Consider the following 26,005-nt stretch of genomic DNA (forward strand, 5'->3'; position numbering starts at 1 on the left):
CGGTTTTCGATCAGTCGATCCGAGCCACCTTCGGCTACACGGTTTTCGATCAGTCGATCCGAGCCGCCTTCGGCTACGCGTTTTTCGATCAGGCGATCCGAACCACCCTCAGCGAACATAGGTTGAACAGAAGAAGTCGCGAACGCATTGCCGAGCGACAGTGCCAGAAGCGAGCCAACGAGAGTTTTGCCGAGAGTGTTCATGTCCTGATCCTTTTTATTCGTAGATAAAGTGAGTTAGTGAGTTAGACGGTGACGTGCAAACGGACATCGACGTTGCCGCGTGTCGCGTTGGAGTACGGGCAAACCTGGTGAGCCGCGTCGACCAGCGCTTGAGCATCGGCTTGATCCAGACCTGGCAGGTTGATGTGCAGGTCGATGTCCAGGCCGAAACCGCCAGGGATCTGGCCGATGCCGACATGTGCCGTGATCGATGCATCAGCAGGAATGCTGCGTTTGCTTTGGCTGGCGACAAACTTCAATGCGCCAATGAAGCAGGCGGAGTAGCCGGCAGCGAACAACTGCTCAGGGTTGGTGGCTTCACCACCAGCGCCGCCCAAGGCTTTTGGAGTGGCCAGTTTCACGTCGAGAATCTTGTCGCTGGAAACAGCACGGCCATCACGGCCACCGGTGGAGGTTGCGACTGCGGTGTAGAGAACGTTCATGGTGTTTCCTCTATTGCTGATGGGTGGATCGAAATTGTTTGCGCTAAATGTTTGTGCGCTAACCAGTTGAGATAAACTTAACGGGTTAATAGTTAGTGCGCAAGATAAATTTTGATAAATTTATCGATTTTGAGTTAACAAATTGATCTAAAAGGGAATTTATTTTTTGGTTTTGCAATGTCGCCAGCCCGGGTGAGCTGGGAGGTGAGCCACGGGAAGGAGGTTGCTAGGGGATCAGCAGGGCCAGCGCAATTGCAGGCCTTCAAAGAGAGGGAAATTCATAAGCAGAATGATGGGTTTCGATCGCTCCCACGCTCTGCGTGGGAACGCCGCCAGGGACGCTCCGCGTTCCGCTTTTGGAAAGTGACGCAGAGCGTCACGGGATGCATACCCACGCAGCGCCGGCACGATCAAACGCGGGATCAGGGAAAAGTAAAAAAACCGCCGAATTGGCGGTTTTTTGGTTTCGCGCTGGGCAAATCCAACCCGACTAAGCAACAGCCACCCGATTACGCCCCAACGCCTTCGCCCGATACAGGGCTTTATCCGCATCGTTCATCAAGCTGTGAAGATCCTTATTACAGGCCTCCGTCGACGCGACGCCGAGGCTGGCTGATATGCAGAGGACAGGCTCGACCATCAAGCCCGCAATCGTATCGATGAGCCGTTCTGCAATCTGGGTGGCAACCTCAATGGAAGTGTTCGGGAGCAGAATGGCGAACTCTTCGCCCCCGAGCCTACCGTGGATATCCGTTACCCGAAATGACGAACTGATGACCGCCCCCATCTGGCGCAAAACCTGATCGCCGACCTGGTGGCCGTAGGTGTCGTTGATGTGCTTGAAGTGATCCATGTCCAACATGACCGCGCACAATCCTTGCCGCTTGGCCTTACATTCGTCGTAAAGCTGCTGGGCATGCTCGAAAAACGCCCTTCGACTCTTCAGGCCGGTCAGTTCATCGGTTTGAGCGGCGCGGGTTGAAATGCTGTTCGCCTGTTCCATTTCACGGGTGAGTCGAAAGGCGATCTCCAGTGCCTGGGACATTTTGTGCGTGGCGCGGGCCGCAAATGCCGCGAACACCAGAATCGAAAGGGCCATGCCGAGTTGAATCGGGGACGGTTGAAACAGCAGCCAGATCGTGCACGGCAACAGCACCACGCCAATGGAGACCAGTGTCATATCGCGATAGGCCGAGTAGCAGGACACCGCACTGACGGACATGCCGACTGTAAAGAGCATGACCAACGCCTGTGACAACAGATCGTCCGCCGGCATGAGAACGAACGCCCCGCCGCCCCAGATACTGGCGGATAGCACCAGTGTGACCCAGTATTTGCGCTCCCAATGTCGAGGCGTGCGCTGACTTTCGTCGCTGCGGAAATAGGCAACGAACATCGCGATACGCAACAGCGTCGATGCGGTCAGAATGGCCATCCACCAAAAAATAGCGCCGTGCTCAAAACGATCCCAACACAGCCAACTCAGCATGATGGCCGCGAGGTAACTACCAAAAACCGCAGAAACGGATTGGCGAAACAGCTGCTGCAATCGGTCGGTGCGCACCTGCTCGGCTATTACAAAATCCTGGCCATTGCGCAATCTTGGGCCATACATTTGGACCACCTGGTTATGACGCAACAAAAAAACGATTGTGGCACCCTGCTATTACCGTAAACAACTGAATTACTGTGACTAGGGGATTTATCCCCAAACGCTATGCAGGAACACCCCCCGTGGCGAGGGAGCTTGCTCCCGCTGGGCTGCAAAGCAGCCCCAAGCATTCCAACAGACCAACCGTGTCATCAGCCTAAGAAACGAGCAATCAGGCCGGAATCAACCCCGCTTCCCGGTAGCTCAGTATCAAATCATCGAACAGACCGACATCCGCTCGAGTCCGCGCAATTAACTGAGCACCCGCAACAGCGGTATAAATGGCCCGCGCTCGGCGTTCACATTCTTCTGCGCTACCTGTTCCAGCATCTGCCAGTACCTGGGCGAGCCACGCCACGTTAACGTCCGCAAAAGCCCTGATCTCTCGCGATACTTCATCGGGAAGGTCTTCGTATTCGGCTGCCATGAAGCTGGACAGACAAAGCCTGTTGCCGTCCTCAAGCGACTTTCGAAAAATGGATGCGTACAGCTGCAGGCACTTCTTTGGATCGACATTGGCAGCGCGTATCCCTTCAAGCACTCGCAACGCGTCCTGCCAGTAGCGCTCAGCGACCGCCGCAGCCAGGCCTGCCTTGCTCGGAAAGTGGTAGTAAATGCTGGCGTTCTTGATACCCACCTGGTCGGCAATGCTACGGAAATTGATACCGCTGTAACCGTGCAGTTGGGCAGCGGATTTCGCTGCCGCCAAGATGGCTTCTCGAGCATTTTCGTTCACGTTGCAGCCTCATTTCGAGATTTCTATTCACTTAGGTAACCGCGATTCTACGCCCGGAGCCGTTTACCTGCCAATTGACAGGTAGGGGATTGACAGCACCTGAGTGTCGGCTCAATCTTTGCCTACCAATTGACAGGCAGGTGATTGAATCATGACTTCTTCACAGCAGCGCGTTGACGTTTCCACTGTTCCTACGATGAAAATCTACGATTGGTTCAACGGCCCCTACCCCGCCCGCGTCCGCATTGCGCTGGCGGAAAAAGGATTGCTGCCCAACATCGAATTCGTACCGGTGAATCTCTGGAACGGCGAGCACAAGCAACCCGAGTTCCTGGCCATCAATTACTCCGGGACACTGCCCGTGCTGGAGCTGAACGATGGGACGCGGATCGCCGAGTGCACGGCGATCACCCAGTACCTGGATAGCCTGGACGGTCATCCGACGTTGACGGGCCAAACGGCTGTTGAGAAAGGCATCATCCATATGATGACCAAACGTGCCGAGATCGAGTTTCTCGATGCCGTCAGCGCGTACTTTCACCATGCCACGCCGGGCCTCGGCCCCGATGTCGAGCTGTACCAGAATGCCGAGTGGGGCGCCCGGATGCGCGATAAGGCGATCAGGGGCATGCACTATTTCGACAACCTTCTCAAAGACCGGCCCTTTGTGGCGGGCGACAAGTTTTCGATGGCCGACATTGCGGTACTGGGCGGCATGATCTTCGCCTCGTTGGTGCAACTCGCCGTGCCTGAAGAGTGCGTGGCGCTTCGAGCATGGCATGCCAGGATGGAGGAACGCTCCAGCGTCCAGGCATGGCGTGCCATGGTCGAGCGCGGTGCTGCGTAGCACTGATCATGACCAGCCTGCGTCAGGCATGAAAGAAGGAGCAAGGGCGAGTTGAGCCGCGATAGCAGGTGAACCCACCAAAGAAAAACCCGACGCTTTACGTCGGGTTTTTCGTGGGATACGACTGCAAGCCCGACGTTGTCTACGGGTTACTCGACTTGCGACAGCTTGGCGTCGTCGCAACCGGCAGCACGGCACTCGCGCTCGACAGCCTTGAGTATGACGATACGCGCCTCGGTCTTCTCATTGGCACAGTCCAGGTAGAGCAGGCCATCGTTGGAACAGGCGCTGTCACGATTTTTGATCCACTGGATCTGAGCAGCTTTCACTTTTTTCTTTTGATCCGGGTTCAGGGCACTCATGGTCTTCTTGTACTGCTCGTTGATTTCCTGATCCGACTGAACCATTTTCAGCGACGCGCAATAGGTCCTGTCATAGGCGTTTCTAGGATTATCGCAACTCATCGCAGATGCCGATGCTGATGCCATTGCCAACAATGCCCCAACCAACAAAGACTTGATCACTTACTTCTCTCCCTGAATGCCCTCTATTGATTAGAGGTCGCGGCGGGGAATTTATCATGGGGGTTGTAGAACAATGAAGCAGATCCTATGGTTCATTCGGCCCGAACAAGGGGCAAATGCTGATAGGGATGTGGGAGCAAGTGATTGCTGAAAAAGGCTGCATCGCTCCCGCCGATGCGACTGCCCCCACTTCCTCTACGCCCCAATCCCCGTGGCGAGGGAGCTTGCTCCCGCTGGGCTGCGTAGCAGCCCCAAACCAGCCAAACACATTCCTACAGACCAACCCCGCCAGCCACTCCGCCCATTCGCAAGCACCCCTCTATCCCCGAACTACAGGTAATAAACGCCGCCCGTTTATCCTCCAACCCCAACCATTCCACCAGGCCACCCAACCTTGCGCCTTTGCCTACAACTACGCCAGAATCCGCCCGCTTGTGCGCCTTGCCCCCGGGTTCTATCGTTTCCCTGCCACTGCCCATCAGTGGTCGGGTTTAGTAGCCCGAGGTTTTCCGCAAGATGCATGAGCTCTCCACTCAGGCAGGTGTTCCAATTCCTGTCCTTGATGGTGGCTGTGCGCAGGGCGCTTCGGCGCGCCGGCAATGCTGGAATCCCCGGTCTACTAACCTGCGTACAGCCGCCACCCTTCTTTTAGTAGGGAAGAGGTCGCGGCCTAACTCGAGGATTCCAGCTTATGTTCAAAATAACTCCAAACCCTCCGGAAACGGACCAAGCCCCACCGCACATCAAATCCAAAGCCAAAAAGCACGACGAAGCCACCAAACGCGTCTTGGATCACTACCTGCTACCAAAACCGGAAAAATCCGAAGATGCGTCCCAACCGGGCCAGCTCTTCACCGTCGCAAAAAACGCCGACAACGAATCCCTCCTCGCGAACCTCAGCGAAACCTTGGCGGCAGCCGACGCGATGGTCAGCAACCTGGCTTTCGACCTGGAAGGCCCTCGCCGTCATATTGCTCTCGGTATACAGCAATTGATCGAATTGAGTTCATTGCTGGCGAATCGGGTGTTGGATAACGTTGATCCGCGTTAGCAGGTAAACGTCCTCTCAAAAAGCACACCCGGCATCCTATGTTGGGTGTGCTTTATTTTTGCTCGTTTTAAGGGAACAAAAATCATGAGGGGCATTAGTAGATTGCGAACTTGCGGACTTCGGTAGCCGGCAGGATCGGGCCAGCAAACCCGAAAGCGGGATGGGTTTTGTACCTTGGATGGAGGCGTGAGACGTACTGGCCGAGGTGCCCGAATTTGTCCAGGTACGCGACGTAATGCGCCATAGCGACCGGATTCCTTGTCATAGGAACACGAAAGCCCGCAGAGATTTCTCTCAAGCGGGCCTCGGAAGGTAGGCACGAGAGTCACACCCTCATGCGTTGGGACAATCATTATTGCGGAACAATCGCTATGTCAATCACGGTGATGGATGCCCATGATCTTGAGGGCCTTTCCGTAACGCCGCATATTTCCAAGCAAAAAAAACGGGCCTGCATTCCCACGCAGCCCCGTTTTTTCACCACCTAATCAGCTCAAAACGCCGGCAAAACCGCGCCTTTGTACTTCTCAAGAATAAAAGCCTTCACTTCCGGCGTGTGCAGCGCCGCAACCAGCTTCTTCATCGCCTCACTGTCCTTGTCATCCTCACGAGCCACCAGGATGTTCACATAAGGCGAGTCGTTACCTTCGATAACCAGTGCATCCTTGGAAGGGTCAAGCTTCGCCTCCAACGCATAGTTGGTATTGATCAACGCCAGATCCACCTGGGTGAGCACCCGCGGAATAGTCGCCGCTTCCAGCTCACGGAACTTCAAATCCTTCGGGTTCTCGGTGATGTCCTTGGTCGTCGACAGGATGTTGTTCGAATCTTTCAACTTGATCACCCCAGCCTTCGCCAGCAGCAACAGCGCACGGCCGCCGTTGGTGGCGTCGTTCGGGATCACCACGTTGGCGCCGCCCGGCAGTTCTGTCAGTGCCTTGTACTTGCTGGAGTACGCGCCCAGGGGTTCCAGGTGCACACCGGCCACGCTCACCAGGTGGGTGCCCTTGGCCTTGTTGAATTCATCCAGGTACGGCTGGTGCTGGAAGAAGTTGGCGTCCAGGCGCTTTTCCGCAACTTGTACGTTCGGCTGGATGTAGTCGGTGAAGACTTTGACCTTCAGATCGACGCCTTCTTTGGCCAGGGCTGGTTTGACGAATTCGAGGATTTCCGCGTGCGGGACCGGCGTTGCGGCGACGGTCAGGGTGTCGGCGGCGTGGGCGGAAAACGCTGCGGCGGCAGCGAAGGCAACCAGTAGTTTTTTCATTCAGCTAACTCCTTTTGAGGCGCCTGCTCTTGGCGCCTGCCAGCGAATGGCCGGCTCATGGTTTATTGGCCGCGAGGCCTTATTTTCTAGAAAAATGTACAACCAGTTTGTCGCCCACGGTTTGCAGGACTTGGACCAGCACCAGCAGCAACACCACCGTGACCACCATGACGTCGGTCTGGAAACGCTGGTAGCCGAAGCGGATCGCCAGGTCGCCCAAACCACCGGCGCCGACCACACCGGCCATGGCCGTGTAGGACACCAGCGTAATCGCTGTCACCGTAATCGCGGCAAAAATGCCTGGACGGGCTTCCGGCAGCAAGGCATTGACGATGATCTGCCGCGTGGTGGCGCCCATGGCCTGGGTCGCTTCGATGATGCCGCGGTCGACTTCGCGCAGGGCGGTTTCCACCAGGCGGGCGAAGAACGGTGTGGCGCCGACCACCAGTGGTGGGATCGCGCCGGCCACGCCCAGGGAGGTGCCGGTGATCAATACCGTGAACGGGATCATCACGATCAACAGGATGATGAACGGCAGCGAACGCAGGATGTTCACGATCAGCGACAGCAGCGCGTACACACCGCGGGCCTCAAGCAACTGACGTGGGCTGCAGAGGAACAGCAACACACCCAGGGGCAGGCCGAGCAGCACGGTGAACAGCAGCGAACCGAACAGCATCAGGAAGGTGTCGCCGGTGGCCAGCCAGATTTCCAGCCAGTCGATGTTGGAGAAGAACGAACTCAACAGTTCCATTAGCGCAGCACCTCCATGTGGACATCGGCCGCGGTGAAGCGGGCGAACGCCGCCTCCATGTCACCGCCGGTGATGGCGAGGGTCAGTTGCCCGTAGGGGGTGTCTTTGATGCGGTCGATACGACCGGCCAGGATGCTGTAGTCCACGCCGGTTTCCCGGGCGACGGTGCCGAGCAATGGCGCGTAGGTCGCGTCGCCCTGGAACGTCAGACGCACGATGCGCCCGGGCACGTGGGCGAAGTCGTCACGCTGTTCGCTTTCGTCGATCTGCTCGTCTTCCTGGACAAAACGCTTGGTGGTCGGGTGCTTGGGGTGCAGGAACACCTCGGCCACCGGGCCTTGCTCGACGATCACGCCGGCATCCATCACCGCCACTTGATCGCAAACCCGGCGGATCACGTCCATTTCATGGGTGATCAGCACGATGGTCAGTTTCAGCTCGCGGTTGATTTCCGCCAGCAGTTGCAGCACCGAGGCGGTGGTCTGCGGGTCGAGGGCGCTGGTGGCCTCGTCGCACAGCAAGATCTTGGGTTTGGTCGCCAGGGCGCGGGCGATGCCGACGCGCTGTTTCTGGCCGCCGGACAGTTGCGCCGGGTATTTCCTGGCGTGGTCGGACAGGCCCACCCGCGCCAGCAACTCGGCGACGCGCTGGTCGATTTCGCTGCGGGACAATTCGCCGGCCAGCGTCAGTGGCAGCGCCACGTTGTCGGCCACGGTCTTGGACGCCAGCAGGTTGAAGTGCTGGAAAATCATCCCGACTTGCTGGCGGAAGCGGCGCAGGCCGCTGGCGTCCAGGGCGGTGACTTCCTCGCCGTCGACGATGATCTTGCCGCCTGTGGAATCTTCCAGGCGATTGATCAGGCGCAGCAAAGTACTTTTTCCCGCACCGGAATGGCCAATCAGGCCGAAGACCTGACCGTTCTCAATCGTCAGACTGGTCGGATGCAGGGCGGGGATATCCCTACCGGCGACTCGGTAGGTTTTATGGACGTCTTGAAACTCGATCACGTAGCGAACCTTGTGGGGCGCGTTGGAAAAGGATCAGCGGTTAGCCGGGCGCGCATTTTAGCCTGTCCGTATAGAGGTTCTTAGCATTTATTTGCGATCAGACCTGTCATTTGGCAATAACGCGATCAAAGGCCATAAAAAAAGGAACACGGCCAAACGGCATCGGTCACTCATTAAGCCACTCGAAATGCCGGGGTCATGCACCTGCGGTATCGAACTCAGATTCCTGGCCCCGGCGAGGAACGCAAAGAGGAGTCATGCCTGATGAGTATCAAAAAGCCCACGGTCAACAAGAGCCAACTGGCCGGGACCGACACGCTGGATCGCGGCAACACCAACGCCAAGCTCGAGAGCCTGGAACAGTTTCGCTCCGACGCCACCGAACAGGCGTTGCGCACCAACCAGGGCGTGAAGATCGCCGATAACCAGAACACCCTGCGCGCCGGCCCCCGCGGACCTTCGCTGCTGGAAGATTTCATCATGCGTGAAAAAATCACGCACTTTGACCATGAACGCATTCCGGAACGCATCGTCCACGCCCGCGGGACCGGCGCCCATGGTTATTTTCAGAGCTACGATGCGCATTCGGCATTGACCAAGGCCGGTTTCCTACAAGACCCGAGCAAGAAAACCCCTGTGTTCGTGCGTTTTTCCACTGTGCAGGGCCCACGCGGCTCCGGCGACACCGTGCGGGACGTGCGCGGCTTCGCGGTGAAGTTCTTCACCGACGAAGGCAACTTCGATCTGGTGGGCAACAACATGCCGGTGTTTTTCATTCAGGACGCGGTGAAGTTTCCGGATTTTGTCCACGCGGTAAAACCCGAGCCCCATAACGAAATTCCTACAGGCGGCTCGGCCCACGACACGTTCTGGGATTTTGTCTCGCTGGTGCCGGAATCGGCTCATATGGTGATCTGGGCGATGTCTGACCGGGCCATTCCAAAAAGCCTACGCACCATGCAGGGTTTTGGGGTGCATACCTTCCGCATGATCAACGCCGAAGGCAAAAGCAGCTTCGTCAAATTCCACTGGCGCCCTACGGTTGGCACCTGCTCGTTGGTATGGGACGAAGCCCAGAAACTGGCGGGCAAAGATACGGACTATCACCGTCGCGATCTCTGGGAGTCGATCGAGATGGGCGACTACCCGGAATGGGAATTCGGCGTGCAGATCGTCGCCGAGGAGGACGAGCATAAGTTTGACTTCGACCTGCTCGACCCGACCAAAATCATCCCTGAAGAGCTGGTGCCCATCACGCCCCTGGGTAAGATGGTGCTCAACCGTAACCCGGACAACTTCTTTGCCGAGGTCGAGCAAATCGCCTTCTGCCCCGGGCATATCGTGCCGGGTATCGACTTTTCCAACGACCCGTTGCTGCAAGGGCGGCTGTTTTCCTACACCGATACGCAGATCAGCCGACTCGGTGGGCCGAATTTTCATGAGCTGCCGATCAACCGGGCGATCACCCCGGTACACAACGGCCAACGGGATGCCATGCACCGCACCACCATCGACAAGGGGCGTGCGTCCTACGAGCCGAACTCCATCGACGGTGGCTGGCCGAAGGAAACCCCGCCTGGCCCGGAAGACGGTGGCTTCGAGAGTTATCCGGAGCGCATCGATGCCTACAAGATCCGCCAACGCAGCGATTCGTTCGCCGACCATTTCTCCCAGGCGCGGCTGTTCTACAGAAGCATGAGCGCCCATGAAAAAGAGCACATCATCGCGGCCTACAGTTTCGAGCTGGGCAAGGTGGAGCGTGAGTTCATCCGGGCGCGGCAGGTCAATGAGATCCTCGCCAATATCGATCTGGAACTGGCCGGGCGAGTGGCGAAGAACCTCGGGTTGCCGGCGCCTACCGCGGGCACCGTCGATGTGCCAACGCCGTCGCTGGAGCAGTCTCCGGCCTTGAGCCAGGCGAACCTGCTGTCTGGGGACATCAAGACGCGAAAAGTGGCGGTGCTGGTGGCTAACGGTGTCGATGCAGCGATCATCGATGCCCTCAAGAAGGCGCTGAAGGCCGAGGGCGCCCACGCCAAAGTGCTGGGGCCGACTTCCGCACCAGTGACCACGGCCGATGGAAAAACGCTGGCGGTGGATGCGTCCATGGAGGGGTTGCCGTCGATTGCCTTTGACGCGGTGTTCGTGCCGGGTGGGGCGGAGTCGATCAAGGCTTTGAGTCGCGACGGCGTGGCGTTGCATTACGTGCTGGAGGCCTACAAGCATCTGAAAGCCATTGGGCTTCATGGTGAGGCCCGGCAGTTGTTGGTGGAGTTGAAGCTGGAGGTGGATGCGGGGTTGATCGAAGATGCGGATACGAGCGGTTTTTCGCGGTTTTTCGCGGCGATTGCTCAGCATCGGGTCTGGGCGCGGGAGGCTAAGGCTAAGGCGGTTCCAGCCTAAAGAGATTTGTTGTCTGGTAGGGCGCTATCGCGAGCAAGCTCGCTCCACATGGGGTCCCTGTGGGAGCGAGCTTGCTCCGGGCGGCGTTCCGACGATGCTTTTTAGGGCTTATGCGGTGTCAGCACCATCTGCGCCGGCACACTGCGCAAAATCTGCTTTTGCAGCTTCAAATCAAACCCCGGGTCCAGTTTCTTGACCCGCTTGGTCAGCAACGTCGCCAACCACGGATAATCATCGGTGCGCGGCGCCTGGATGGTGACGTCACACTGATAATTCACCACGTCGGTGGCGATGGCATCCAGTTGCCGACGCATTTGCTGTATATCGGCTAGGTTGAGCGCAACTGTGGTACTGGGGGCGCTCGGGTCGATCACTTTGGCGACCGGTTTGGCTTCGGCGGCCTTGAGGTCGGCCTCGGCTTTATCCAGGTCGGCCTTGCGGGCTTCGGCAATGGCGCTGTTGACCTCGCCAGTGAGCGCTGGGGCCTTGGGCATCAAGGCTCGGGCACGGCTCAGGGCGGTGGCGGCGGCGTTGACATCGCCTTTTTGCAGATCGATTTGGCTGCGGCGCAAATACGCCTCGGCCAGTTGCCGCTGATAGGGTTCCAGCGACCGGTCTTCGGGTGACTGGGCTTGCAAGGCGGCCAACTGGTCTTCGGCGGTGGCCAGCTCATTGCTGGCAAGGCTTTGCTCGAGCTGCGCGATGGCCGGGCCCCGGGTATCGGGAGCCTCGGTGACCGGCGGCGTACTCTGGCACGCGCCCAGCAGCAGGGAAAACGCGACAAGGAGCAGATAACGGGAGGCGAACGGCTTCATTCCTGCGACTCTCTATTTGCGCAAAAAGCGAGCAAGTCTACACCCCTCGACGAGGTAGGACAAAACTCAGCAGAAACAGCGCGGCGGCGCTGACCACGATCGATGGGCCGGCCGGAGTGTCCTTGAACCAGGAAAGTGCCAGGCCGCCACACACCGCGAGCATTCCCAGCAGGCTCGCGCCCAGGGCCATTTGCTCGGGTGAGCGGGCGTGACGCTGTGCCGCAGCCGCCGGGATGATCAGCAATGACGTAATCAGCAACACCCCGACGATTTTCATCGCCACCGCGATGACCACCGCAATCAGCAGCATCAGTGCCAGTCGCAACCCCAGCACAGGCAGGCCTTCTACCCGGGCCAGTTCCTCGTGCACGGTGACGGCCAGCAAGGGACGCCAGAGTGCCACCAGCAACAGCAGCACCGCGGCGCTACCGCCGAGGATCCACGACAGGTCCGTCGGACTGATCGCCAACAGGTCGCCGAACAGATAGGCCATCAGGTCAATCCGCACGTCATGCATGAAGCTTAGTACCACCAGCCCGAGGGACAGGGTGCTCGGCGCCAAAATACCCAGCAGCGTGTCGGACGCCAGCGGTTGGCGGTGTTGCAAGGTCACCAGTACCACCGCCAGCAACAGGCAGCCAACGGTCACCGCCACCGCCGGGCTGACGTCCAGCAGAAACCCCAAGGCCACGCCGAGCAACGCCGCGTGGGACAAGGTGTCGCCGAAATAGGCCATGCGCCGCCAGACCACGAACGAACCCAAGGGGCCGGCTACCAGGGCGAGTGCCAAGCCTGCGAGCAGGGCGTACAACAGAAAATCAGCCATGCTTGCAGCCATCTCCATGAACATGATTGGAAGCGGAAGGGGCGCTGACCACCGAGCCATGCAGGTCATGGGCGTGGTCATGGTGATGGTGATAAATCGCCAGGCTTTGTGCGTTTTTTCCGAATAACTCGACGAAAGCCGGATCGCCACTGACTTGCTCGGGATGCCCGGAACAGCATACGTGACGATTGAGGCAGACCACCTGGTCGGTGGTGCTCATCACCAAGTGCAGGTCGTGGGAGACCATCAGCACGCCGCAGCCGTGGCGGTCGCGCAGGCGCGTGATCAGGCTGTACAGCTCGGCCTGCCCCGCCACATCGACGCCTTGCACCGGCTCGTCGAGCACCAGCAGCTCAGGCTCGCGCAGCAGGGCGCGAGCCAGCAATACGCGCTGCATCTCGCCGCCGGAGACGCTTTGCACCGGGCTGTCGATCACCTGTTCGGCGCCCACTTCGTTGAGCGCGGCCAAGGCGCGGGCGCGGTCCACGCCCGGCACCAGGCGCAGGAAGCGCAGCACGGACAGCGGCAGCGTCGGATCGACGTGAAGTTTTTGCGGCATATAGCCGACGCGCAACCTGGGCTTGCGCCAGACGCTGCCGCTGTCGGGCTTGAGCAAGCCCAGCACGGCGCGCACCAGGGTGGTCTTGCCGGCGCCGTTGGGGCCGATCAAGGTCACGATCTGCCCCGGCTCGACGCTCAGGTGGATGTTGTCCAGCACGCTCTGCCCGGCGAACGTCACGGCCACCTGTTCGAGGCGGATCAACGCATTGCTCATCAGGCCCCCTGGCAGCCGGAGCAGAGACCGACCACCTCGACGGTCTGGGTGTCGACCACGAAGCCGACGTCCTTGGCGCTGGCGATGATGGCATCGCTGATGGACTTCTGTTCCAGCTCGATGGCGGCGTGGCATTGCCGGCAGATCAGGAACTGGCCTTGGTGGGCGTGCTCCGGGTGGTTGCAGCCGACGAAGGCGTTCAGCGACGAAATGCGATGAACCAGGCCGTTTTCCAAGAGGAAATCCAGCGCCCGGTAGACCGTCGGCGGTGCGGCGCGGCGGCCGTCCTGCTCGCTGAGCACGGCGAGGATGTCGTAGGCGCCCAGTGGCTTGTGGCTTTGCCAGACCAATTCCAGCACGCGCCGACGCAGGGCGGTCAGGCGCAACCCTTGGCGCGCGCAGATGGCGTCGGCCTCGGACAGCGCGCTGTGCACGCAGTGGGAGTGATCGTGGGGACGACTGGCAAGGGGTGTAATAGGCATGGGCAGCGACGAGTTTAGTGAGAGACGTTATTATGTTACCCGTTCTCGCCTCTACGAGTGGTCATCGTGTCCCGATTTTTTTCGCTCTTTGTCGCTTTTGTCGCAAGTTTTCTACTGATTGGCCCGGCCCAGGCCGAGGTCAAGGTGCTCACCAGCATCAAGCCGCTGCAACTGATTGCCGCCGCTGTGCAGGATGGCGTAGCCGTTCCAGAGGTGTTGCTGCCGCCAGGGGCTTCGCCGCATCACTATGCGTTGCGGCCATCGGATGTTCGCAAGGTGCAGTCGGTGGACCTGCTTTATTGGATCGGCCCCGATATGGAAGGCTTTCTCCCGCGGGTGCTCAACGGTCGCACGCTGCCCTCCGTCGCCATCCAGGATTTGCCGGGGCTCAAGTTGCGTCACTTCGCCCAGGACAGCGCGTCCCACGAGGACGATGACCATGACGGCGACGAACACGATCACGACCATCGCCCTGGCACCGTGGATGCCCACTTGTGGCTCTCGCCGCTCAATGCGCGGGTGATCGCCGCCAAAATGGCGACCGACCTGAGCGCGGCGGATCCGGCCAACGCGGCCCGTTATCAAAGCAACCTCAAGGGCTTCAACCAGCGTCTCGATGCTTTGGACACACGTCTCAAGGCGCGCCTGGCCGGGGTCGCGGGCAAGCCGTATTTCGTCTTCCACGAGGCGTTCGACTATTTCGAAGACAACTACGGCCTCAAGCACGCCGGGGTGTTCGCCGTGGCCGCCGAAGTCCAGCCCGGTGCCCAGCATGTGGCGGCAATGCGCACGCGCTTGCAGGCCGTGGGCAAGACCTGTGTGTTCAGCGAACCGCCCCTGCGCCCGCGCCTGGCCGAAACCCTGGTGGCCGGGTTGCCGGTGAAGCTGGCGGAGCTCGATGCACTGGGCGGCTATACCCCGGCGACGGCGCAGGGATATGAGCAGTTGTTGGAGAAGCTGGGCAATGATCTGGCGGGGTGCCTGGAGTCGCTATAACCCCAGCCCCGCTCTCTCCTGCCGAACATGGGGCCCGTGTGGCGAGGGAGCTTGCTCCCGCTCGGTTGCGCAGCGACCGCAAGATTTTGGGGCTGCTCCGCACCCCAGCGGGAGCAAGCTCCCTCGCCACAAGAGCAGCCCGCTTCGCGCTTGTCTGCTGTTACAGGGCGAACGGCAGCAACGCGTGAACCGTCTGCCGCTGCGCCAAGCGCTGCTGGAACTCCATCGGGTCGTGGATCAACACATCCTGCCCGGCAAAGGATTCAGCAGCGATCAACCGCGACAGCCAGAACCGCACGCACGCCACGCGCAGCATGGTCGGCCACAGTTGCGCCTCAGCGGCGGTAAACGGTCGCAGCGTCGCATAGGCGCCCAGCAGCGCTCGCGCCCTGGGTCCGTCGAGCGCGCCGTTGTCGTCCGAGCACCAGTCGTTCAAGGCAATGGCAACGTCATACAGCATTGGCCCCGAGCAGGCGTTGTAGAAGTCGATCAGCCCGGTCAGGTGCGTGCCTTCGAACATCGCGTTGTCGCGGAACAGATCGGCGTGGATGTTGGCGCGCGGCAGCGCCAGGATGCCGACTTTCTGCAACGAGATTTCATCCAGCGCCGCTTCGAGCAGCCGACGCGGCTCGGCGTCGAGGTGCGAGAGCAGCTTGGCGCCCTCCTCCTGCATCCAGTCCAGGCCACGATCGGTCTTGCGCTTGATCATGTTGTCGCGGGTTGCCAGGTGCAGGTGCGCGAGCAGCTCGCCGACCTGGGCGCAGTGCTGGGTGTTGGCCTGCTTGATGTGCTTGCCGGCCAGGCGCGGTTGCAGCAGCGCCGGCTTGCCCGCCAGTTCCCGCAGCGCGACGCCGTCGGTGGTGCGCAAGGCGTAAGGCACCGGCAGGTCGGCGTCATGCAGCACGTCCAGCAGTTCGATGAAGAACGGCATTTCCTGCACCGGACCGCGTTCGACCAGGGTCAGGACGAATTCGCCCTGCTCCAGGCTGATAAAGAAATTGGTGTTTTCGCTGCCGGCGGCGATCCCCTGGAAATCAAGCAGGCGGCCAAGCCCATAAGGGGCGAGAAAGGTTTCCAGCTCGGGCCGAGCCAGGGGCGTGAACACAGACATGGTTAAAACTGCCAGTACGGGCGCCCTTCAGCGGGCGCCGGTTGAAGTGCAGAGCGGTATTACCACTCAAAGATTTTCCACGACGGAATCAGCATATCCGGCTGATCCGAACGGATGAAGTTTGCATCGCTGCCGTCGGCCCGCACCAGGAAATAAGGCTTGCCGTTCTTGGGCGTGACCTTGATCGCGTACAAAAAGCCGTTTTGCCGGTACTCCTGAATGGTTTTATCGCCTTCGGTGCGGATGGTGACATCCGGGTCCGCCGAGGGTGCGTCGTCCGCCGCCATGACGGCCAACGGGGTGATTGCAAACAAGCCAGCCAGTAACAGGCGATTTAGTGTACGCATGATAACCTTGTCCCTTTGTCGTCAACGGTCCCGCTATTCTAGCCCCGGACCCGCCGAAAAGGTTGATCCTGCTCATGAGCCAAGCCCCCCTCGTCCTGGTGGACGGTTCTTCTTATCTGTACCGCGCCTTTCACGCGCTGCCACCGCTGACCACGTCCAAAGGCCTGCCGACCGGTGCGGTCAAGGGCGTGCTGAACATGCTCAAGAGCCTGCGCAAGCAGTATCCGGACAGTCCGTTTGCCGTCGTATTCGACGCCAAGGGTGGGACGTTTCGCGATGCGTTGTACGCCGAATACAAGGCCAACCGCCCGAGCATGCCCGACGACATGCGTGTGCAGATCGAGCCGCTGCATGCCAGCGTCAAGGCCCTGGGTTTCCCGCTGTTGTGCGTGGACAACGTCGAGGCCGATGACGTGATCGGCACCCTGGCCCGCAGTAGCGCGGCGGCCGACCGTCCGGTGGTGATCTCCACCGGCGACAAAGACATGGCGCAATTGGTCGATGGGCACATTACCTTGGTCAATACCATGACCGGTAGCGCCCTGGACGTGGCTGGCGTGAAGGAGAAGTTTGGCGTCGCTCCCGAGCAGATCATCGATTACCTGGCGTTGATGGGCGATTCTTCCGACAACATCCCGGGCGTTCCGGGTATCGGGCCGAAGACCGCTTCCGGCCTGCTGGTGGGCGTCAATGGCGGCCTGACCGAGCTGTACGCGCAACTGGACATCGTCGCCACCTTGCCGATCCGTGGCGCCAAGACCCTGGCTGCCAAGCTCGAAGAGCACAAGGAAATGGCGTTGCTTTCCTACGAGTTGGCAACCATCAAGACCGACGTACCGTTGGATGTCGGCCTCGACGACCTGCAAATGGGCCAACCGGATCACGAGAAACTCGCCGAGCTGTACACGTTGTTGGAATTCAAGAGCTGGTTCGAAGAAAACCAGCGGGACGCCAAGCGTGCCGGCCAGGAGATCGTTGAAGTTGCCGAAGAACAGCCCGGCGCGGCCGAGGCCAAGTACGAGGTCATCCTCGATCAGGCGCGCTTCGACGCGTGGCTGGCCAAACTGGACAAAGCGCCGCTGTTTGCCTTCGTCACCGAAACCAACGGCGGCGATGCCCAGCATTCGCAACTCGTCGGCTTGTCGTTCGCCGTGGCCCCTTTCGAGGCAGCCTACATCCCGCTGACCCATTCCTACATGGGTGTGCCGGAGCAACTGGACCGCGACACGGTGCTCAAGGCCCTCAAGCCGCTGCTGGAAAACCCGAACAAGCTCAAGGTCGGCCAGCACGCCAAGTTCGAAACCAACATCCTGGCCAACTGCGCCATTGATGGCGATCAGAATAACGGCATCCTGGTCCAGGGCATCGCCTTCGACACCATGCTCGAATCCTACGTGCTGGACTCCACCGCGACCCGCCACGACATGGACAGCCTGGCGCTCAAGTACCTGGGCCAGAGCAAGACCGATTTCCAGGACATCGCGGGCAAAGGGGTCAAGCAACTGACCTTCGACCAGATCTCCCTGGAACTGGCCGGCCCTTACGCCGCCGAAGACGCCGACGTGACCTTCCGCCTGCACCAGGCCCTGCAGGAAAAACTGGCGGCCACGCCAAGCCTGGGCACCGTGCTCAATGACATCGAAATGCCGCTGATGCCGGTCCTGGCGCGCATCGAGCGCCAGGGGGCGCTGGTCGATGCCAACCTGCTGGGTGTGCAAAGTGTCGAGCTGGGGGAAAAACTGGTGGCGCTGGAGCGTGAGGCGTTTGCCATCGCCGGCGAGGAGTTCAACCTGGGTTCGCCGAAGCAATTGGGCGTGATCCTGTACGAAAAACTTGGCTTGCCGGTGCTCAGCAAAACCGCCAAGGGCCAGGCGTCCACCGCCGAAGCGGTGCTCGCCGAGCTGGCGGAGCAGGATTACCCGCTGCCCAAGGTGCTGATGCAGTATCGCTCGCTGAGCAAGCTCAAGAGCACCTACACCGATCGTTTGCCGGAGCAGATCAATAGCCGCACCGGCCGTGTCCATACCAATTATCAACAGGCCGTCGCCGCGACCGGGCGCCTGTCGTCCATCGACCCGAACCTGCAGAACATTCCGATCCGCACGGCCGAAGGCCGCCGGATTCGTCAGGCGTTCGTCGCGCCGAAAGGCTACAAGCTGCTGGCGGCGGACTATTCGCAGATCGAACTGCGGATCATGGCGCACCTGGCCAAGGACGAAGGGTTGCTTCATGCGTTTCGTAATGACCTGGACGTGCACCGGGCCACGGCCGCCGAGGTGTTCGGCGTCGACTTGGACGCGGTCACCCATGACCAGCGCCGTAGCGCCAAGGCGATCAACTTCGGCTTGATCTACGGCATGAGTGCGTTCGGCCTGGCCAAGCAGATCGGCGTCGATCGCAAGCAGTCCCAGGCTTATATCGACCGCTACTTCGCCCGCTACCCGGGTGTGCTGGCGTACATGGAACGCACCCGCGCCCAGGCGGCCGAGCAAGGTTTTGTCGAAACCATTTTCGGTCGCCGGTTGTACCTGCCGGACATCAACGCGAAAAACCCGGCCCTGCGCAAAGGCGCCGAGCGCACGGCCATCAACGCGCCGATGCAGGGCACGGCGGCTGACATCATCAAGAAAGCCATGGTCGCCGTGGATCGCTGGCTGACGGCGTCCGGGCTGGATGCGAAGGTCATCCTGCAGGTACACGACGAACTGGTGCTGGAAGTGCGTGAAGACCTGGTCGACCAGGTGCGCGAGGAAATCCGTCAGCACATGAGCGCCGCCGCCACGCTGGACGTGCCGCTGCTGGTGGAAGTGGGCGTGGGCAATAACTGGGATGAGGCGCATTGAGTCGTAGGCTCTGAAGCTGGCGCAGGTCCCGTGGCGAGGGAGCTTGCTCCCGCTGGGTGGCGCAGCCGCCCCAAACATTTTGTGAGCGCTTCGCACTCAAGCGGGAGCAAGCTCCCTCGCCACATTGGCTCACTGAAACCCCGGGACGATGTCTTTAGTTCGGAAAATTCCTAAGGCTATTTCCAAAAATAATCTGAACTAAACCCGTCAAATGCCACTCAGAGATTCTGAATGGCTGGTGAAGCCCTTCAATGCTCCTATGTTGTGTTAAGTGTTGGCAGATATCTGGACCCCGCCCTAGCGGTCCGGAACTTGGACCCCGAACTTCCCCCTCCCCATAAGAAGTCCGGGGTTTTTTTTGCCTGCGATCCGGCTTATTCGGCCTCTTCGCTGCCCTTGTCCGCCAATTCCATCCAGTCGGCCAGCACCGTGTAGGCTTCTTCCAGGCCCATGCGCTTGGGCGCCGAGAACAGCTGGATGGTGATCGCGTCACCCCAGCCTTTGCGAATTTCCGACTGCACTTTGAGCAGGGTATTTTTGGCCGCGCCGTAGGTGAGCTTGTCGGCCTTGGTCAACAGGATGTGCATCGGCATGCCACTGGCGACCGCCCAATCGAGCATCAACAGGTCGAAGTCGGTCATCGGATGGCGAATGTCCATCATCAGGATCAGGCCTTTCAAACTCTCGCGGCTGCCCAAATACGCTTCCAAGTGGCGCTGCCAGTGTTGCTTGAGCGGGATCGGTACCTTGGCGTAGCCGTAGCCGGGCAGGTCGACCAAACGCCGTTCATCGTCTAGCTTGAAGAAGTTCAAGAGTTGCGTGCGACCCGGGGTTTTCGAGGTGCGTGCCAGGCTTGCATGGGTCAAGGTGTTCAGCGCGCTGGATTTGCCGGCATTGGAACGTCCGGCAAAAGCCACTTCGAAGCCTTCGTCGTCTGGGCATTGATCGACTTTGGCGGCGCTGAGCATGAAGGTGGACTGTTGGCACAGGCCGAGGATGGGGTTCTTCAGTTGCATGGGATTTCCGATGTGGGCGGCGTCGGGAATGGACGCGGCAAGCTGTGTCGTTTCCGTTTCAGTGACGCCAGTATATAATGCCGCAGATTTTGTGTGCGCTTTGTCCCAGCGTAGGATGAAGCTCACGGGAGCGACCGACCGAAATTGCGCGTTAGAACGCAGCTCGTTCCCAACCCTGAAAAGGTCGTTTTATGACGAAATGGCTGCTAGCTGCCGGTGTCTTGATGCCGCTTTACAGCGCTCAGGCTACACAGGATCCGGAAGCTGTGTACAACCGTGTTTGTGGTGCCTGTCATTCCGGCCAACTCCCCATGGCGCCCCGCAAGGGCGATCAGGAAGCTTGGACGCCGAGGTTGGCGAAAGGTATGGAGACGCTGGTGCAACACGTGACCCAGGGTTTCAAGGCGATGCCGCCGCGTGGTTTGTGCATGGACTGCAGTGCCGAGGATTACCGAGCCATCATCCAGTGGATGAGCGAGTGAACCCGGTCCATAACTCTTTAACCCTTAGCCGTAGTTGGATTAGCTGATGAACAAACTGATCGTGAGTCTGCTGTTGACCTTGGGGATATCCGGCGTAGCCCACGCCGCTGGCGATGCCGCTGCCGGTCAGGCGAAGGCGGCCGTATGCGGAGCCTGCCACGGCCCGGATGGCAATAGCATGGCGCCCAACTTTCCGAAACTGGCGGGCCAGGGCGAACGTTACCTGAACAAGCAACTGCACGACATCAAGTCCGGCAAGCGCACGGTGCTGGAAATGACCGGCCTGCTGACCAACCTGAGCGATCAGGACCTGGCGGACATCTCGGCGTATTTCGCCAGCCAGAAGGGCAGCGTCGGCGCTGCCGATCCGAAACTCGTGGCCCGTGGTGAAGCGCTGTTTCGTGGGGGTGACTTGAACAAGGGGCTTCCAGCCTGCACCGGCTGCCACTCGCCTGACGGCAAGGGCAACGCGGCAGCCGGCTTCCCACACTTGGGCGGCCAGCATGCCCAGTACGTAGGCAAGCAGTTGACCGACTTCCGCAAAGAAGAGGGTGGCCGGACCAACGACGGCGATACCAAGCCGATGCAGAGCATTGCGAAAAAGCTGAGCGACGAAGATATCGCTGCGGTATCCAGCTACATCCAGGGCCTGCACTGAGGCCTTTGGCTGGCGTTGCAAGGGGCGTACATCCCTTGCAACGTTAACGCTCGATTAATCTGTCGATGCGAACATCAAAAGGGTGGCTTTGGCCGCCCTTTTTTGTGGCCGCTGCCGTTACACTAGAGAACTTGAACCCGCCACGGTCTGTCTTAGAAACAGGCCTCGCGAGGCCCCCTCATTGTCCAGGAGTAAAGCATGCGTAATCTGATCATCAGCGCCGCGCTCGTCGCCGCCAGCCTGTTCGGCGTAACTGCCCAAGCGGCTGAAAAGCCTGCCGCACCTTATGTCGAATTGACCAACCCCGTTCCGGTGGCGGCGCCTGGCAAGATCGAAGTCGTGGAGCTGTTCTGGTACGGCTGCCCGCATTGCTACGCTTTTGAACCGGTTATCAACCCATGGGTCGAGAAACTGCCTTCGGACGTTAACTTCGTGCGTATTCCCGCCATGTTCGGCGGCCCGTGGGATGCCCACGGCCAGATGTTCCTGACACTCGAGGCCATGGGCGTCGAGCACAAGGTCCACGCCGCGGTATTCAACGCGATCCAGAAAGAAGGCAAGAAGCTGGTCAAGAAAGAAGAGATGGCCGATTTCCTCGCCACCCAGGGCGTCGACAAAGACAAGTTCCTCGCCACGTTCGACTCCTTTGCCATCCAGGGCCAGATCAAGAAGGCCCGCGAGCTGGCGAAGAAATACGAGATCACTGGCGTACCGACCATGGTCGTCAACGGCAAATACCGCTTTGACATCGGCTCCGCCGGTGGCGCAAATGAAGCCCTGCAACTGGCCGACCAGCTGATCGCCAAAGAGCGAGCGGCCACCAAGGCTGCTGCCAACTAAGCGCGGCCCACGCCCATGGCCCGCTGGAGCACCGAGCGCATCGTTGGCCTGCACGAACCGCGGGTCAACGAGCATCATGTCATGTCCACGGGCCTGCCTGGCGACAGTCGTTTGCGGCTGCTCAGCTTCAATATCCAGGTGGGCATCAGCACCGAGCGCTACCGGCATTACCTGACTCGCGGCTGGCAACATTTGCTGCCGCACACCGGGCGTGCCGGGAACTTGCAGAAAATCGGCGACCTGCTCAAGGACTTCGACCTGGTGGCCCTGCAAGAGGCCGACGGCGGAAGCTTGCGCTCAGGCTACGTCAATCAGGTGGAACACCTGGCCCAATTGGGCGCCTTTCCCTACTGGTACCAGCAACTCAATCGCAACCTCGGGCGTCTCGGCCAGCACAGCAATGGCGTGTTGAGTCGCTTGCGCCCCTGGGCGATCGAAGATCATCCGTTGCCGGGACCCAAGGGCCGCGGGGCAATCCTCGCGCGTTTCGGCGAAGGTCCCGAGGCGCTGGTCGTGGTCATGATGCACCTGGCCCTCGGGGCGCGTACCCGGACGATGCAGCTGGCGTACATTCGCGAATTGATCGGCGGCTACAAGCATCAGGTGTTGATGGGCGACATGAACACCCATGCCACCGATTTGCTGCAGACTTCGCCCCTGCGCGATCTCGGCCTGCTCGCTCCACAACTGGAAGCGACATTCCCCAGCTGGCGCCCCCAGCGCTGCTTGGATCATATCCTGTTGAGCCCGACCCTGACCCTGGAACGTGTCGAGGTGCTGGCCCAACCCATTTCCGATCACCTGCCGGTCGCGGTCGAAATTCGTTTGCCGGGTTCGCTCACGGCCGATGCGTTTCCCGCGCTGAGTCCTGCCCCTCGCGGATCCGATGAATGAGCGACGACGCCGAACGCTGGAGAGAGAAGTACCTCAAGAGTATCGAACAGCAGGAAAAGCTTGAGCGCCGTTGGGAGGCTCGGCTCGACTTGCTGCGTCGTGGCCTGGTGCGCAGCACCCTGGCCGCCGAGGGCACTGACAGGGCTGTCGATCAATGCATGAAAGAGATGCGCGAGGTGGTGCGCACCAATGACATGGATGCCGGCCTCGCTGCCCTGCTGCCGCGCCTGGAGAAAGCCGTACTCGATTCCGAGCAGCGCCGCGAGACCCGGGTCGAGCAGACGAGCGCCGCGTTGACCGCCCTGGTTGCCCAGTTGCAGAGCCTGCCGCTGCCCAAGGAAGTCAGGCGGCCGCTGAAGAAGTTTGCCAAGCAACTGGAGGATCGGGCCGGCCAGGCTCGGGAGATTCCGCTGTTGCTCAGCGAATTGAGCAGCTTGCAAGGCAAGGCACTCAGTGCCCTGGATGCCCCTGTCGAACCGAGTCGCCCCGGCCTGCTGCAACGGCTGTTTGGTGGCCAAGGCCATGAGGACGCGACACCCCAGCCCCAGCCCCACGACCCTGCCCAGGCCCGCGTGGCACCTGCGTCAGAAATGGCCCTGCCCGTAGCCGTGGCGCCGGCAACGGCCGCAGAATCCGTCGCACCGGCACCGGCACCGGCACCGGCACCGGCACCGGCACCGGCACCGGCACCGGCACCGGCACCGCAGCCCTCGGTGGCGGAGCAAGCGCCTGCCTTGGAGACAACGCCCGAACCGGTTGCCCCGACTGCACCGCAGATCGAGATCGTTCCAGCGCCCGCTCCAGCACCGGCAGCCGAAGTGGTTCAGCCCGCCAGTGAGTCGGACGACCAGGCAACCGAGCCCGCGCCGCTGCTGACGCCGCTCGCCGAAGTACCCCCGGTTGTGGTGCCCGCACTCGAGAATCCCGACGAGCTGATGCCCGAGGAGCCTGCCCAGGGCCTGCCCGCCCCTTCGCTACCGCCTGCGGAGCTCGACGAGCCCCTGGAAGGCGCCGATGTGGCTGACGCCCAGTACGCCCTGCCCGACTCGCCGGAGCCATCCTACAGTTCGGTCGCCAAGCATATCGAAGACACGCTGTTGGGCCTTTTGGGCGACCTGACCTTGCCCGAGCGTCATCGACCACAAGCCGAAGCCATGTGTGAGCGTCTGCGCAATGGCTTGAACTGGTACGAGTTGCTGCCGATCCTCGATGATCTGGCCGTACTGATGCTGGCCATCACGGACACCGGCCAGCATGAATTCGAGGCGTACTTGCAGCGCCTCAACGATCGGCTCGAGTCATTCCAGAGCAGCCTGCAGGCCGCCAGTGAAGACCACGCCGAAAACCTGTCGGCCTCCAGGGAAATGGATACCCAGATTCGCGAGCAGGTGGACGGCCTGCAAAGCAGCGTGAAGGAAGCCGATGACCTGGAAGGCCTCAAGCAGGTGCTCGAGAATCACCTCGAAGGCTTGCTCGGTACGATGGACCACCACCGCCAGCAACGTGATCAACGTGAGCAGGAGGTCTCGGCTCGCCTGAAAAGCCTGGCCGATCGCGTTGCGCTGATGGAGCAGGATGCCCAGGTCGTGCGGGAGAATCTCGAGGAACAGCGGCAAAAAGCCCTGATTGATCCGCTCACCGGGCTGCCCAACCGCGCCGCCTGGTCCGAGCGTCTGGAACATGAAGTCGCCCAGTGGCAACAACACGGCAACAGCTTGCTGCTGGCCATGCTCGATCTCGATCATTTCAAGCGCATCAATGACAACTATGGCCATCTGGCCGGTGACCGGGTGTTGAAACTCATCGCCTCGGTCCTGCGTAAACGCCTGCGTAGCGGCGATTTCATTGCGCGTTTTGGGGGCGAGGAGTTTGTGCTGCTGGTGCCCAATACCTCCCTGGCTGCTGGCGCCAAGCTGGCCGAGGCGCTGCGCCTGGCCATCGAAGGCTGTCCGTTTCATTTCAAGGGCGAGCCGGTGACGGTGACGGTATCCATCGGCCTGACCGCCTTCAAACCCGGCGAACACAGCGACTTGGTGCTTAAAAGAGCCGATCAGGCGCTTTATCGGGCGAAAAGTTCCGGGCGCAACCATGTGGAATTGGGCTAGGGGGCTAATTGTTCCAATTTGTTTAATATCGCCGCGCGCACCGGATCATCGCGAGGCGATACGTTACACTGTTGCATTACTCCCAGTGCGTATTGCCTTCCGCCATGAAATTTTTCTCGCTCATTGTTTCTTTATTTATCCTGGCCGGCTGCGCCAGTGGCCCGCGACTCGACACCCGTCATCCTTCCGTCAACCATGACAACCGTATCCAATTCGTGGTGGTGCATTACACCTCGGCTTCCCTGGAGCGCTCGCTGGCCCTGCTGACTCATGGCGAAGTCAGTGCCCATTACCTGATCGGCGACGATAAAGGCGCGACCATTTACAAACTGGTGGATGAAAGCCAACGCGCCTGGCATGCCGGGGAAAGTGAATGGGAAGGCCGGACCTGGCTCAATTCCAGTTCCATCGGCATCGAAATCGTCAATCCGGGTTTTGTCGACACGCCTACCGGGCGCCTCTGGTATCCCTACAGCGAAGCCCAGGTCCAGACCTTGATCGTATTGCTCAAGGACATCATCCAGCGCAACGGCATCAACCCGCGCAGCATCATCGGTCACAGCGACATCGCGCCCCTGCGCAAACTCGATCCGGGCCCGCTGTTCCCTTGGAAGCGCCTGGCGCAAGCTGGTTTAGGAGTCTGGCCAGACGAACAGGCCGTCGCCCGCCAGCAGGCCGTCTTCACGCCGCAGCTGCCGCCTGCCGGTTGGTTCCAGGCCGAGCTGGCCCGCCTGGGCTACCCGACGCCGCAGACCGGCGAGTGGGACGTGGCCACCCACCATGTGCTGGCCGCCTTCCAGATGCACTACCGTCCGACCCGCTTCGATGGCACGCCGGATGCGCAAAGCGCGGCGATTCTGCAGGTGCTCAACCAGACAAAATAATGACGCCCGTCTGACGAATCGGGCCAA

The 26,005-nt window shown here is 60.4% G+C and carries 26 protein-coding genes; 11 read left to right on the plus strand and 15 right to left on the minus strand.

Features of this window, described 5'->3' with window-relative positions; all coding sequences use genetic code 11:
- From BLT00_RS19040 to BLT00_RS19055, 4 genes are all read right to left on the minus strand, one after another.
- On the minus strand, positions 1–203 hold a 203-nt coding region (locus tag BLT00_RS19040; RefSeq protein ID WP_092148953.1), incomplete at its 3' end, for a hypothetical protein.
- A gap of 41 nt (positions 204–244) precedes the next feature.
- Positions 245–664, minus strand: coding sequence for an organic hydroperoxide resistance protein (locus BLT00_RS19045; RefSeq protein WP_003196182.1), 420 nt, complete (start codon positions 662–664; stop codon positions 245–247).
- Between the two features lie 490 nt (positions 665–1,154).
- Positions 1,155–2,279 carry a GGDEF domain-containing protein gene (locus BLT00_RS19050; RefSeq protein ID WP_092148950.1) on the minus strand — a complete coding sequence of 375 codons (1,125 nt, stop codon included), beginning with the start codon at positions 2,277–2,279 and terminating at the stop codon, positions 1,155–1,157.
- Positions 2,280–2,487: 208 nt separating this feature from the next.
- Positions 2,488–3,051: a TetR/AcrR family transcriptional regulator gene (locus BLT00_RS19055; RefSeq protein ID WP_092148947.1), complete on the minus strand. Its 564-nt coding sequence runs from the start codon at positions 3,049–3,051 to the stop codon at positions 2,488–2,490.
- 151 nt (positions 3,052–3,202) lie between these two features.
- Between BLT00_RS19055 and BLT00_RS19060 the strand changes: the two genes are divergently transcribed.
- On the plus strand, positions 3,203–3,898 hold the full coding sequence (locus BLT00_RS19060; protein WP_092148944.1) for a glutathione S-transferase: 696 nt from the start codon (positions 3,203–3,205) through the stop codon (positions 3,896–3,898).
- A 149-nt stretch (positions 3,899–4,047) separates the two neighbouring features.
- On the opposite strand, the gene BLT00_RS19065 is transcribed toward BLT00_RS19060, so the two are convergent.
- Entirely contained in the window at positions 4,048–4,422 is a 375-nt protein-coding gene (locus BLT00_RS19065) for a lysozyme inhibitor LprI family protein (protein ID WP_092148941.1), read from the minus strand.
- A gap of 691 nt (positions 4,423–5,113) precedes the next feature.
- On the opposite strand from BLT00_RS19065, the gene BLT00_RS19070 reads away from it, so the two are divergent.
- A complete protein-coding gene (locus BLT00_RS19070) occupies positions 5,114–5,473 on the plus strand; it encodes a DUF6124 family protein (RefSeq protein ID WP_072343771.1) in 360 nt (119 codons plus the stop codon).
- A gap of 493 nt (positions 5,474–5,966) precedes the next feature.
- Here BLT00_RS19070 and BLT00_RS19075 read toward each other — a convergent pair whose 3' ends face one another.
- The 3 genes from BLT00_RS19075 to BLT00_RS19085 form a co-directional block, all read right to left on the minus strand.
- Positions 5,967–6,740: a MetQ/NlpA family ABC transporter substrate-binding protein gene (locus tag BLT00_RS19075; RefSeq protein WP_072407698.1), complete on the minus strand. Its 774-nt coding sequence runs from the start codon at positions 6,738–6,740 to the stop codon at positions 5,967–5,969.
- Between the two features lie 79 nt (positions 6,741–6,819).
- A complete protein-coding gene (locus BLT00_RS19080) occupies positions 6,820–7,494 on the minus strand; it encodes a methionine ABC transporter permease (RefSeq protein WP_003196204.1) in 675 nt (224 codons plus the stop codon).
- Complete coding sequence (locus BLT00_RS19085) at positions 7,494–8,501, minus strand: methionine ABC transporter ATP-binding protein (protein ID WP_063323627.1); 1,008 nt, start codon at positions 8,499–8,501, stop codon at positions 7,494–7,496. Before BLT00_RS19085 ends, BLT00_RS19080 begins: the two co-directional genes overlap by 1 nt.
- A 264-nt stretch (positions 8,502–8,765) precedes the next feature.
- Between BLT00_RS19085 and katE the strand changes: the two genes are divergently transcribed.
- Positions 8,766–10,904, plus strand: coding sequence for a catalase HPII (gene katE / locus BLT00_RS19090; protein ID WP_092148936.1), 2,139 nt, complete (start codon positions 8,766–8,768; stop codon positions 10,902–10,904).
- Between the two features lie 101 nt (positions 10,905–11,005).
- Here katE and BLT00_RS19095 read toward each other — a convergent pair whose 3' ends face one another.
- Genes BLT00_RS19095 through zur form a run of 4 tightly spaced genes read right to left on the minus strand, consistent with a single transcriptional unit; the run spans position 11,006 to position 13,802 of the window.
- Complete coding sequence (locus tag BLT00_RS19095; RefSeq protein WP_092148932.1) at positions 11,006–11,719, minus strand: PA5502 family lipoprotein; 714 nt, start codon at positions 11,717–11,719, stop codon at positions 11,006–11,008.
- A 37-nt stretch (positions 11,720–11,756) separates the two neighbouring features.
- A complete protein-coding gene (gene znuB / locus BLT00_RS19100) occupies positions 11,757–12,545 on the minus strand; it encodes a zinc ABC transporter permease subunit ZnuB (RefSeq protein ID WP_003196213.1) in 789 nt (262 codons plus the stop codon).
- Positions 12,538–13,320: a zinc ABC transporter ATP-binding protein ZnuC gene (gene znuC / locus BLT00_RS19105; protein ID WP_063323624.1), complete on the minus strand. Its 783-nt coding sequence runs from the start codon at positions 13,318–13,320 to the stop codon at positions 12,538–12,540. The genes znuB and znuC overlap by 8 nt, the downstream gene beginning before the upstream one ends.
- On the minus strand, positions 13,320–13,802 hold the full coding sequence (gene zur, locus BLT00_RS19110) for a zinc uptake transcriptional repressor Zur (RefSeq protein ID WP_063323623.1): 483 nt from the start codon (positions 13,800–13,802) through the stop codon (positions 13,320–13,322). Before zur ends, znuC begins: the two co-directional genes overlap by 1 nt.
- A 66-nt stretch (positions 13,803–13,868) precedes the next feature.
- Between zur and znuA the strand changes: the two genes are divergently transcribed.
- Entirely contained in the window at positions 13,869–14,798 is a 930-nt protein-coding gene (gene znuA / locus BLT00_RS19115) for a zinc ABC transporter substrate-binding protein ZnuA (protein WP_092148929.1), read from the plus strand.
- 160 nt (positions 14,799–14,958) lie between these two features.
- Here znuA and BLT00_RS19120 read toward each other — a convergent pair whose 3' ends face one another.
- Both BLT00_RS19120 and BLT00_RS19125 read right to left on the minus strand, forming a co-directional pair.
- The gene (locus BLT00_RS19120; RefSeq protein ID WP_092148926.1) at positions 14,959–15,909 is read right to left on the minus strand and encodes a homoserine kinase; all 951 of its coding nucleotides are present in this window, start codon (positions 15,907–15,909) and stop codon (positions 14,959–14,961) included.
- A gap of 59 nt (positions 15,910–15,968) precedes the next feature.
- Positions 15,969–16,256 carry a DUF2782 domain-containing protein gene (locus BLT00_RS19125; protein ID WP_025211087.1) on the minus strand — a complete coding sequence of 96 codons (288 nt, stop codon included), beginning with the start codon at positions 16,254–16,256 and terminating at the stop codon, positions 15,969–15,971.
- Between the two features lie 74 nt (positions 16,257–16,330).
- Here BLT00_RS19125 and polA point away from each other — a divergent pair, with 74 nt between their 5' ends.
- On the plus strand, positions 16,331–19,099 hold the full coding sequence (gene polA / locus BLT00_RS19130) for a DNA polymerase I (protein ID WP_092148924.1): 2,769 nt from the start codon (positions 16,331–16,333) through the stop codon (positions 19,097–19,099).
- A gap of 374 nt (positions 19,100–19,473) precedes the next feature.
- Here polA and yihA read toward each other — a convergent pair whose 3' ends face one another.
- Entirely contained in the window at positions 19,474–20,115 is a 642-nt protein-coding gene (gene yihA, locus BLT00_RS19135; protein WP_003196227.1) for a ribosome biogenesis GTP-binding protein YihA/YsxC, read from the minus strand.
- A gap of 191 nt (positions 20,116–20,306) precedes the next feature.
- Here yihA and BLT00_RS19140 point away from each other — a divergent pair, with 191 nt between their 5' ends.
- From BLT00_RS19140 to BLT00_RS19165, 6 genes are all read left to right on the plus strand, one after another.
- Positions 20,307–20,597: a c-type cytochrome gene (locus tag BLT00_RS19140; protein ID WP_003196231.1), complete on the plus strand. Its 291-nt coding sequence runs from the start codon at positions 20,307–20,309 to the stop codon at positions 20,595–20,597.
- 46 nt (positions 20,598–20,643) lie between these two features.
- Positions 20,644–21,255 (plus strand): c-type cytochrome, encoded by a 612-nt coding sequence (locus tag BLT00_RS19145; RefSeq protein ID WP_063323618.1) that lies wholly within the window; start codon positions 20,644–20,646, stop codon positions 21,253–21,255.
- 198 nt (positions 21,256–21,453) lie between these two features.
- Positions 21,454–22,095 carry a thiol:disulfide interchange protein DsbA/DsbL gene (locus tag BLT00_RS19150; RefSeq protein ID WP_092148922.1) on the plus strand — a complete coding sequence of 214 codons (642 nt, stop codon included), beginning with the start codon at positions 21,454–21,456 and terminating at the stop codon, positions 22,093–22,095.
- A gap of 15 nt (positions 22,096–22,110) precedes the next feature.
- Positions 22,111–22,989, plus strand: a complete 879-nt coding sequence (locus BLT00_RS19155; protein WP_003196237.1) for an endonuclease/exonuclease/phosphatase family protein — start codon at positions 22,111–22,113, stop codon at positions 22,987–22,989.
- A complete protein-coding gene (locus BLT00_RS19160) occupies positions 22,986–25,094 on the plus strand; it encodes a GGDEF domain-containing protein (RefSeq protein ID WP_092148919.1) in 2,109 nt (702 codons plus the stop codon). Before BLT00_RS19155 ends, BLT00_RS19160 begins: the two co-directional genes overlap by 4 nt.
- 104 nt (positions 25,095–25,198) lie before the next feature.
- Positions 25,199–25,978 carry an N-acetylmuramoyl-L-alanine amidase gene (locus tag BLT00_RS19165; protein WP_092148916.1) on the plus strand — a complete coding sequence of 260 codons (780 nt, stop codon included), beginning with the start codon at positions 25,199–25,201 and terminating at the stop codon, positions 25,976–25,978.
- The last annotated feature ends 27 nt before the right edge of the window (positions 25,979–26,005 follow it).

Origin of the sequence: Pseudomonas sp. NFACC51, from assembly GCF_900103575.1 — a bacterium.
GTDB lineage: Bacteria > Pseudomonadota > Gammaproteobacteria > Pseudomonadales > Pseudomonadaceae > Aquipseudomonas > Aquipseudomonas fluorescens_Q.

Excerpts from the sequence above, each read along its gene's own strand:
- BLT00_RS19080 (WP_003196204.1), bottom strand. The coding sequence starts at position 7,494 with ATGGAACTGTTGAGTTCGTTCTTCTCCAACATCGACTGGCTGGAAATC.
- zur (WP_063323623.1), bottom strand. The coding sequence starts at position 13,802 with ATGCCTATTACACCCCTTGCCAGTCGTCCCCACGATCACTCCCACTGC.
- BLT00_RS19060 (WP_092148944.1), top strand. The coding sequence starts at position 3,203 with ATGACTTCTTCACAGCAGCGCGTTGACGTTTCCACTGTTCCTACGATG.
- BLT00_RS19125 (WP_025211087.1), bottom strand. The coding sequence starts at position 16,256 with ATGCGTACACTAAATCGCCTGTTACTGGCTGGCTTGTTTGCAATCACC.
- BLT00_RS19165 (WP_092148916.1), top strand. The coding sequence starts at position 25,199 with ATGAAATTTTTCTCGCTCATTGTTTCTTTATTTATCCTGGCCGGCTGC.
- BLT00_RS19095 (WP_092148932.1), bottom strand. The coding sequence starts at position 11,719 with ATGAAGCCGTTCGCCTCCCGTTATCTGCTCCTTGTCGCGTTTTCCCTG.
- BLT00_RS19145 (WP_063323618.1), top strand. The coding sequence starts at position 20,644 with ATGAACAAACTGATCGTGAGTCTGCTGTTGACCTTGGGGATATCCGGC.
- BLT00_RS19155 (WP_003196237.1), top strand. The coding sequence starts at position 22,111 with ATGGCCCGCTGGAGCACCGAGCGCATCGTTGGCCTGCACGAACCGCGG.
- BLT00_RS19120 (WP_092148926.1), bottom strand. The coding sequence starts at position 15,909 with ATGTCTGTGTTCACGCCCCTGGCTCGGCCCGAGCTGGAAACCTTTCTC.
- BLT00_RS19050 (WP_092148950.1), bottom strand. The coding sequence starts at position 2,279 with ATGTATGGCCCAAGATTGCGCAATGGCCAGGATTTTGTAATAGCCGAG.
- BLT00_RS19140 (WP_003196231.1), top strand. The coding sequence starts at position 20,307 with ATGACGAAATGGCTGCTAGCTGCCGGTGTCTTGATGCCGCTTTACAGC.
- znuB (WP_003196213.1), bottom strand. The coding sequence starts at position 12,545 with ATGGCTGATTTTCTGTTGTACGCCCTGCTCGCAGGCTTGGCACTCGCC.
- BLT00_RS19150 (WP_092148922.1), top strand. The coding sequence starts at position 21,454 with ATGCGTAATCTGATCATCAGCGCCGCGCTCGTCGCCGCCAGCCTGTTC.
- znuC (WP_063323624.1), bottom strand. The coding sequence starts at position 13,320 with ATGAGCAATGCGTTGATCCGCCTCGAACAGGTGGCCGTGACGTTCGCC.
- yihA (WP_003196227.1), bottom strand. The coding sequence starts at position 20,115 with ATGCAACTGAAGAACCCCATCCTCGGCCTGTGCCAACAGTCCACCTTC.
- BLT00_RS19160 (WP_092148919.1), top strand. The coding sequence starts at position 22,986 with ATGAGCGACGACGCCGAACGCTGGAGAGAGAAGTACCTCAAGAGTATC.
- BLT00_RS19045 (WP_003196182.1), bottom strand. The coding sequence starts at position 664 with ATGAACGTTCTCTACACCGCAGTCGCAACCTCCACCGGTGGCCGTGAT.
- katE (WP_092148936.1), top strand. The coding sequence starts at position 8,766 with ATGAGTATCAAAAAGCCCACGGTCAACAAGAGCCAACTGGCCGGGACC.
- polA (WP_092148924.1), top strand. The coding sequence starts at position 16,331 with ATGAGCCAAGCCCCCCTCGTCCTGGTGGACGGTTCTTCTTATCTGTAC.
- BLT00_RS19075 (WP_072407698.1), bottom strand. The coding sequence starts at position 6,740 with ATGAAAAAACTACTGGTTGCCTTCGCTGCCGCCGCAGCGTTTTCCGCC.
- BLT00_RS19070 (WP_072343771.1), top strand. The coding sequence starts at position 5,114 with ATGTTCAAAATAACTCCAAACCCTCCGGAAACGGACCAAGCCCCACCG.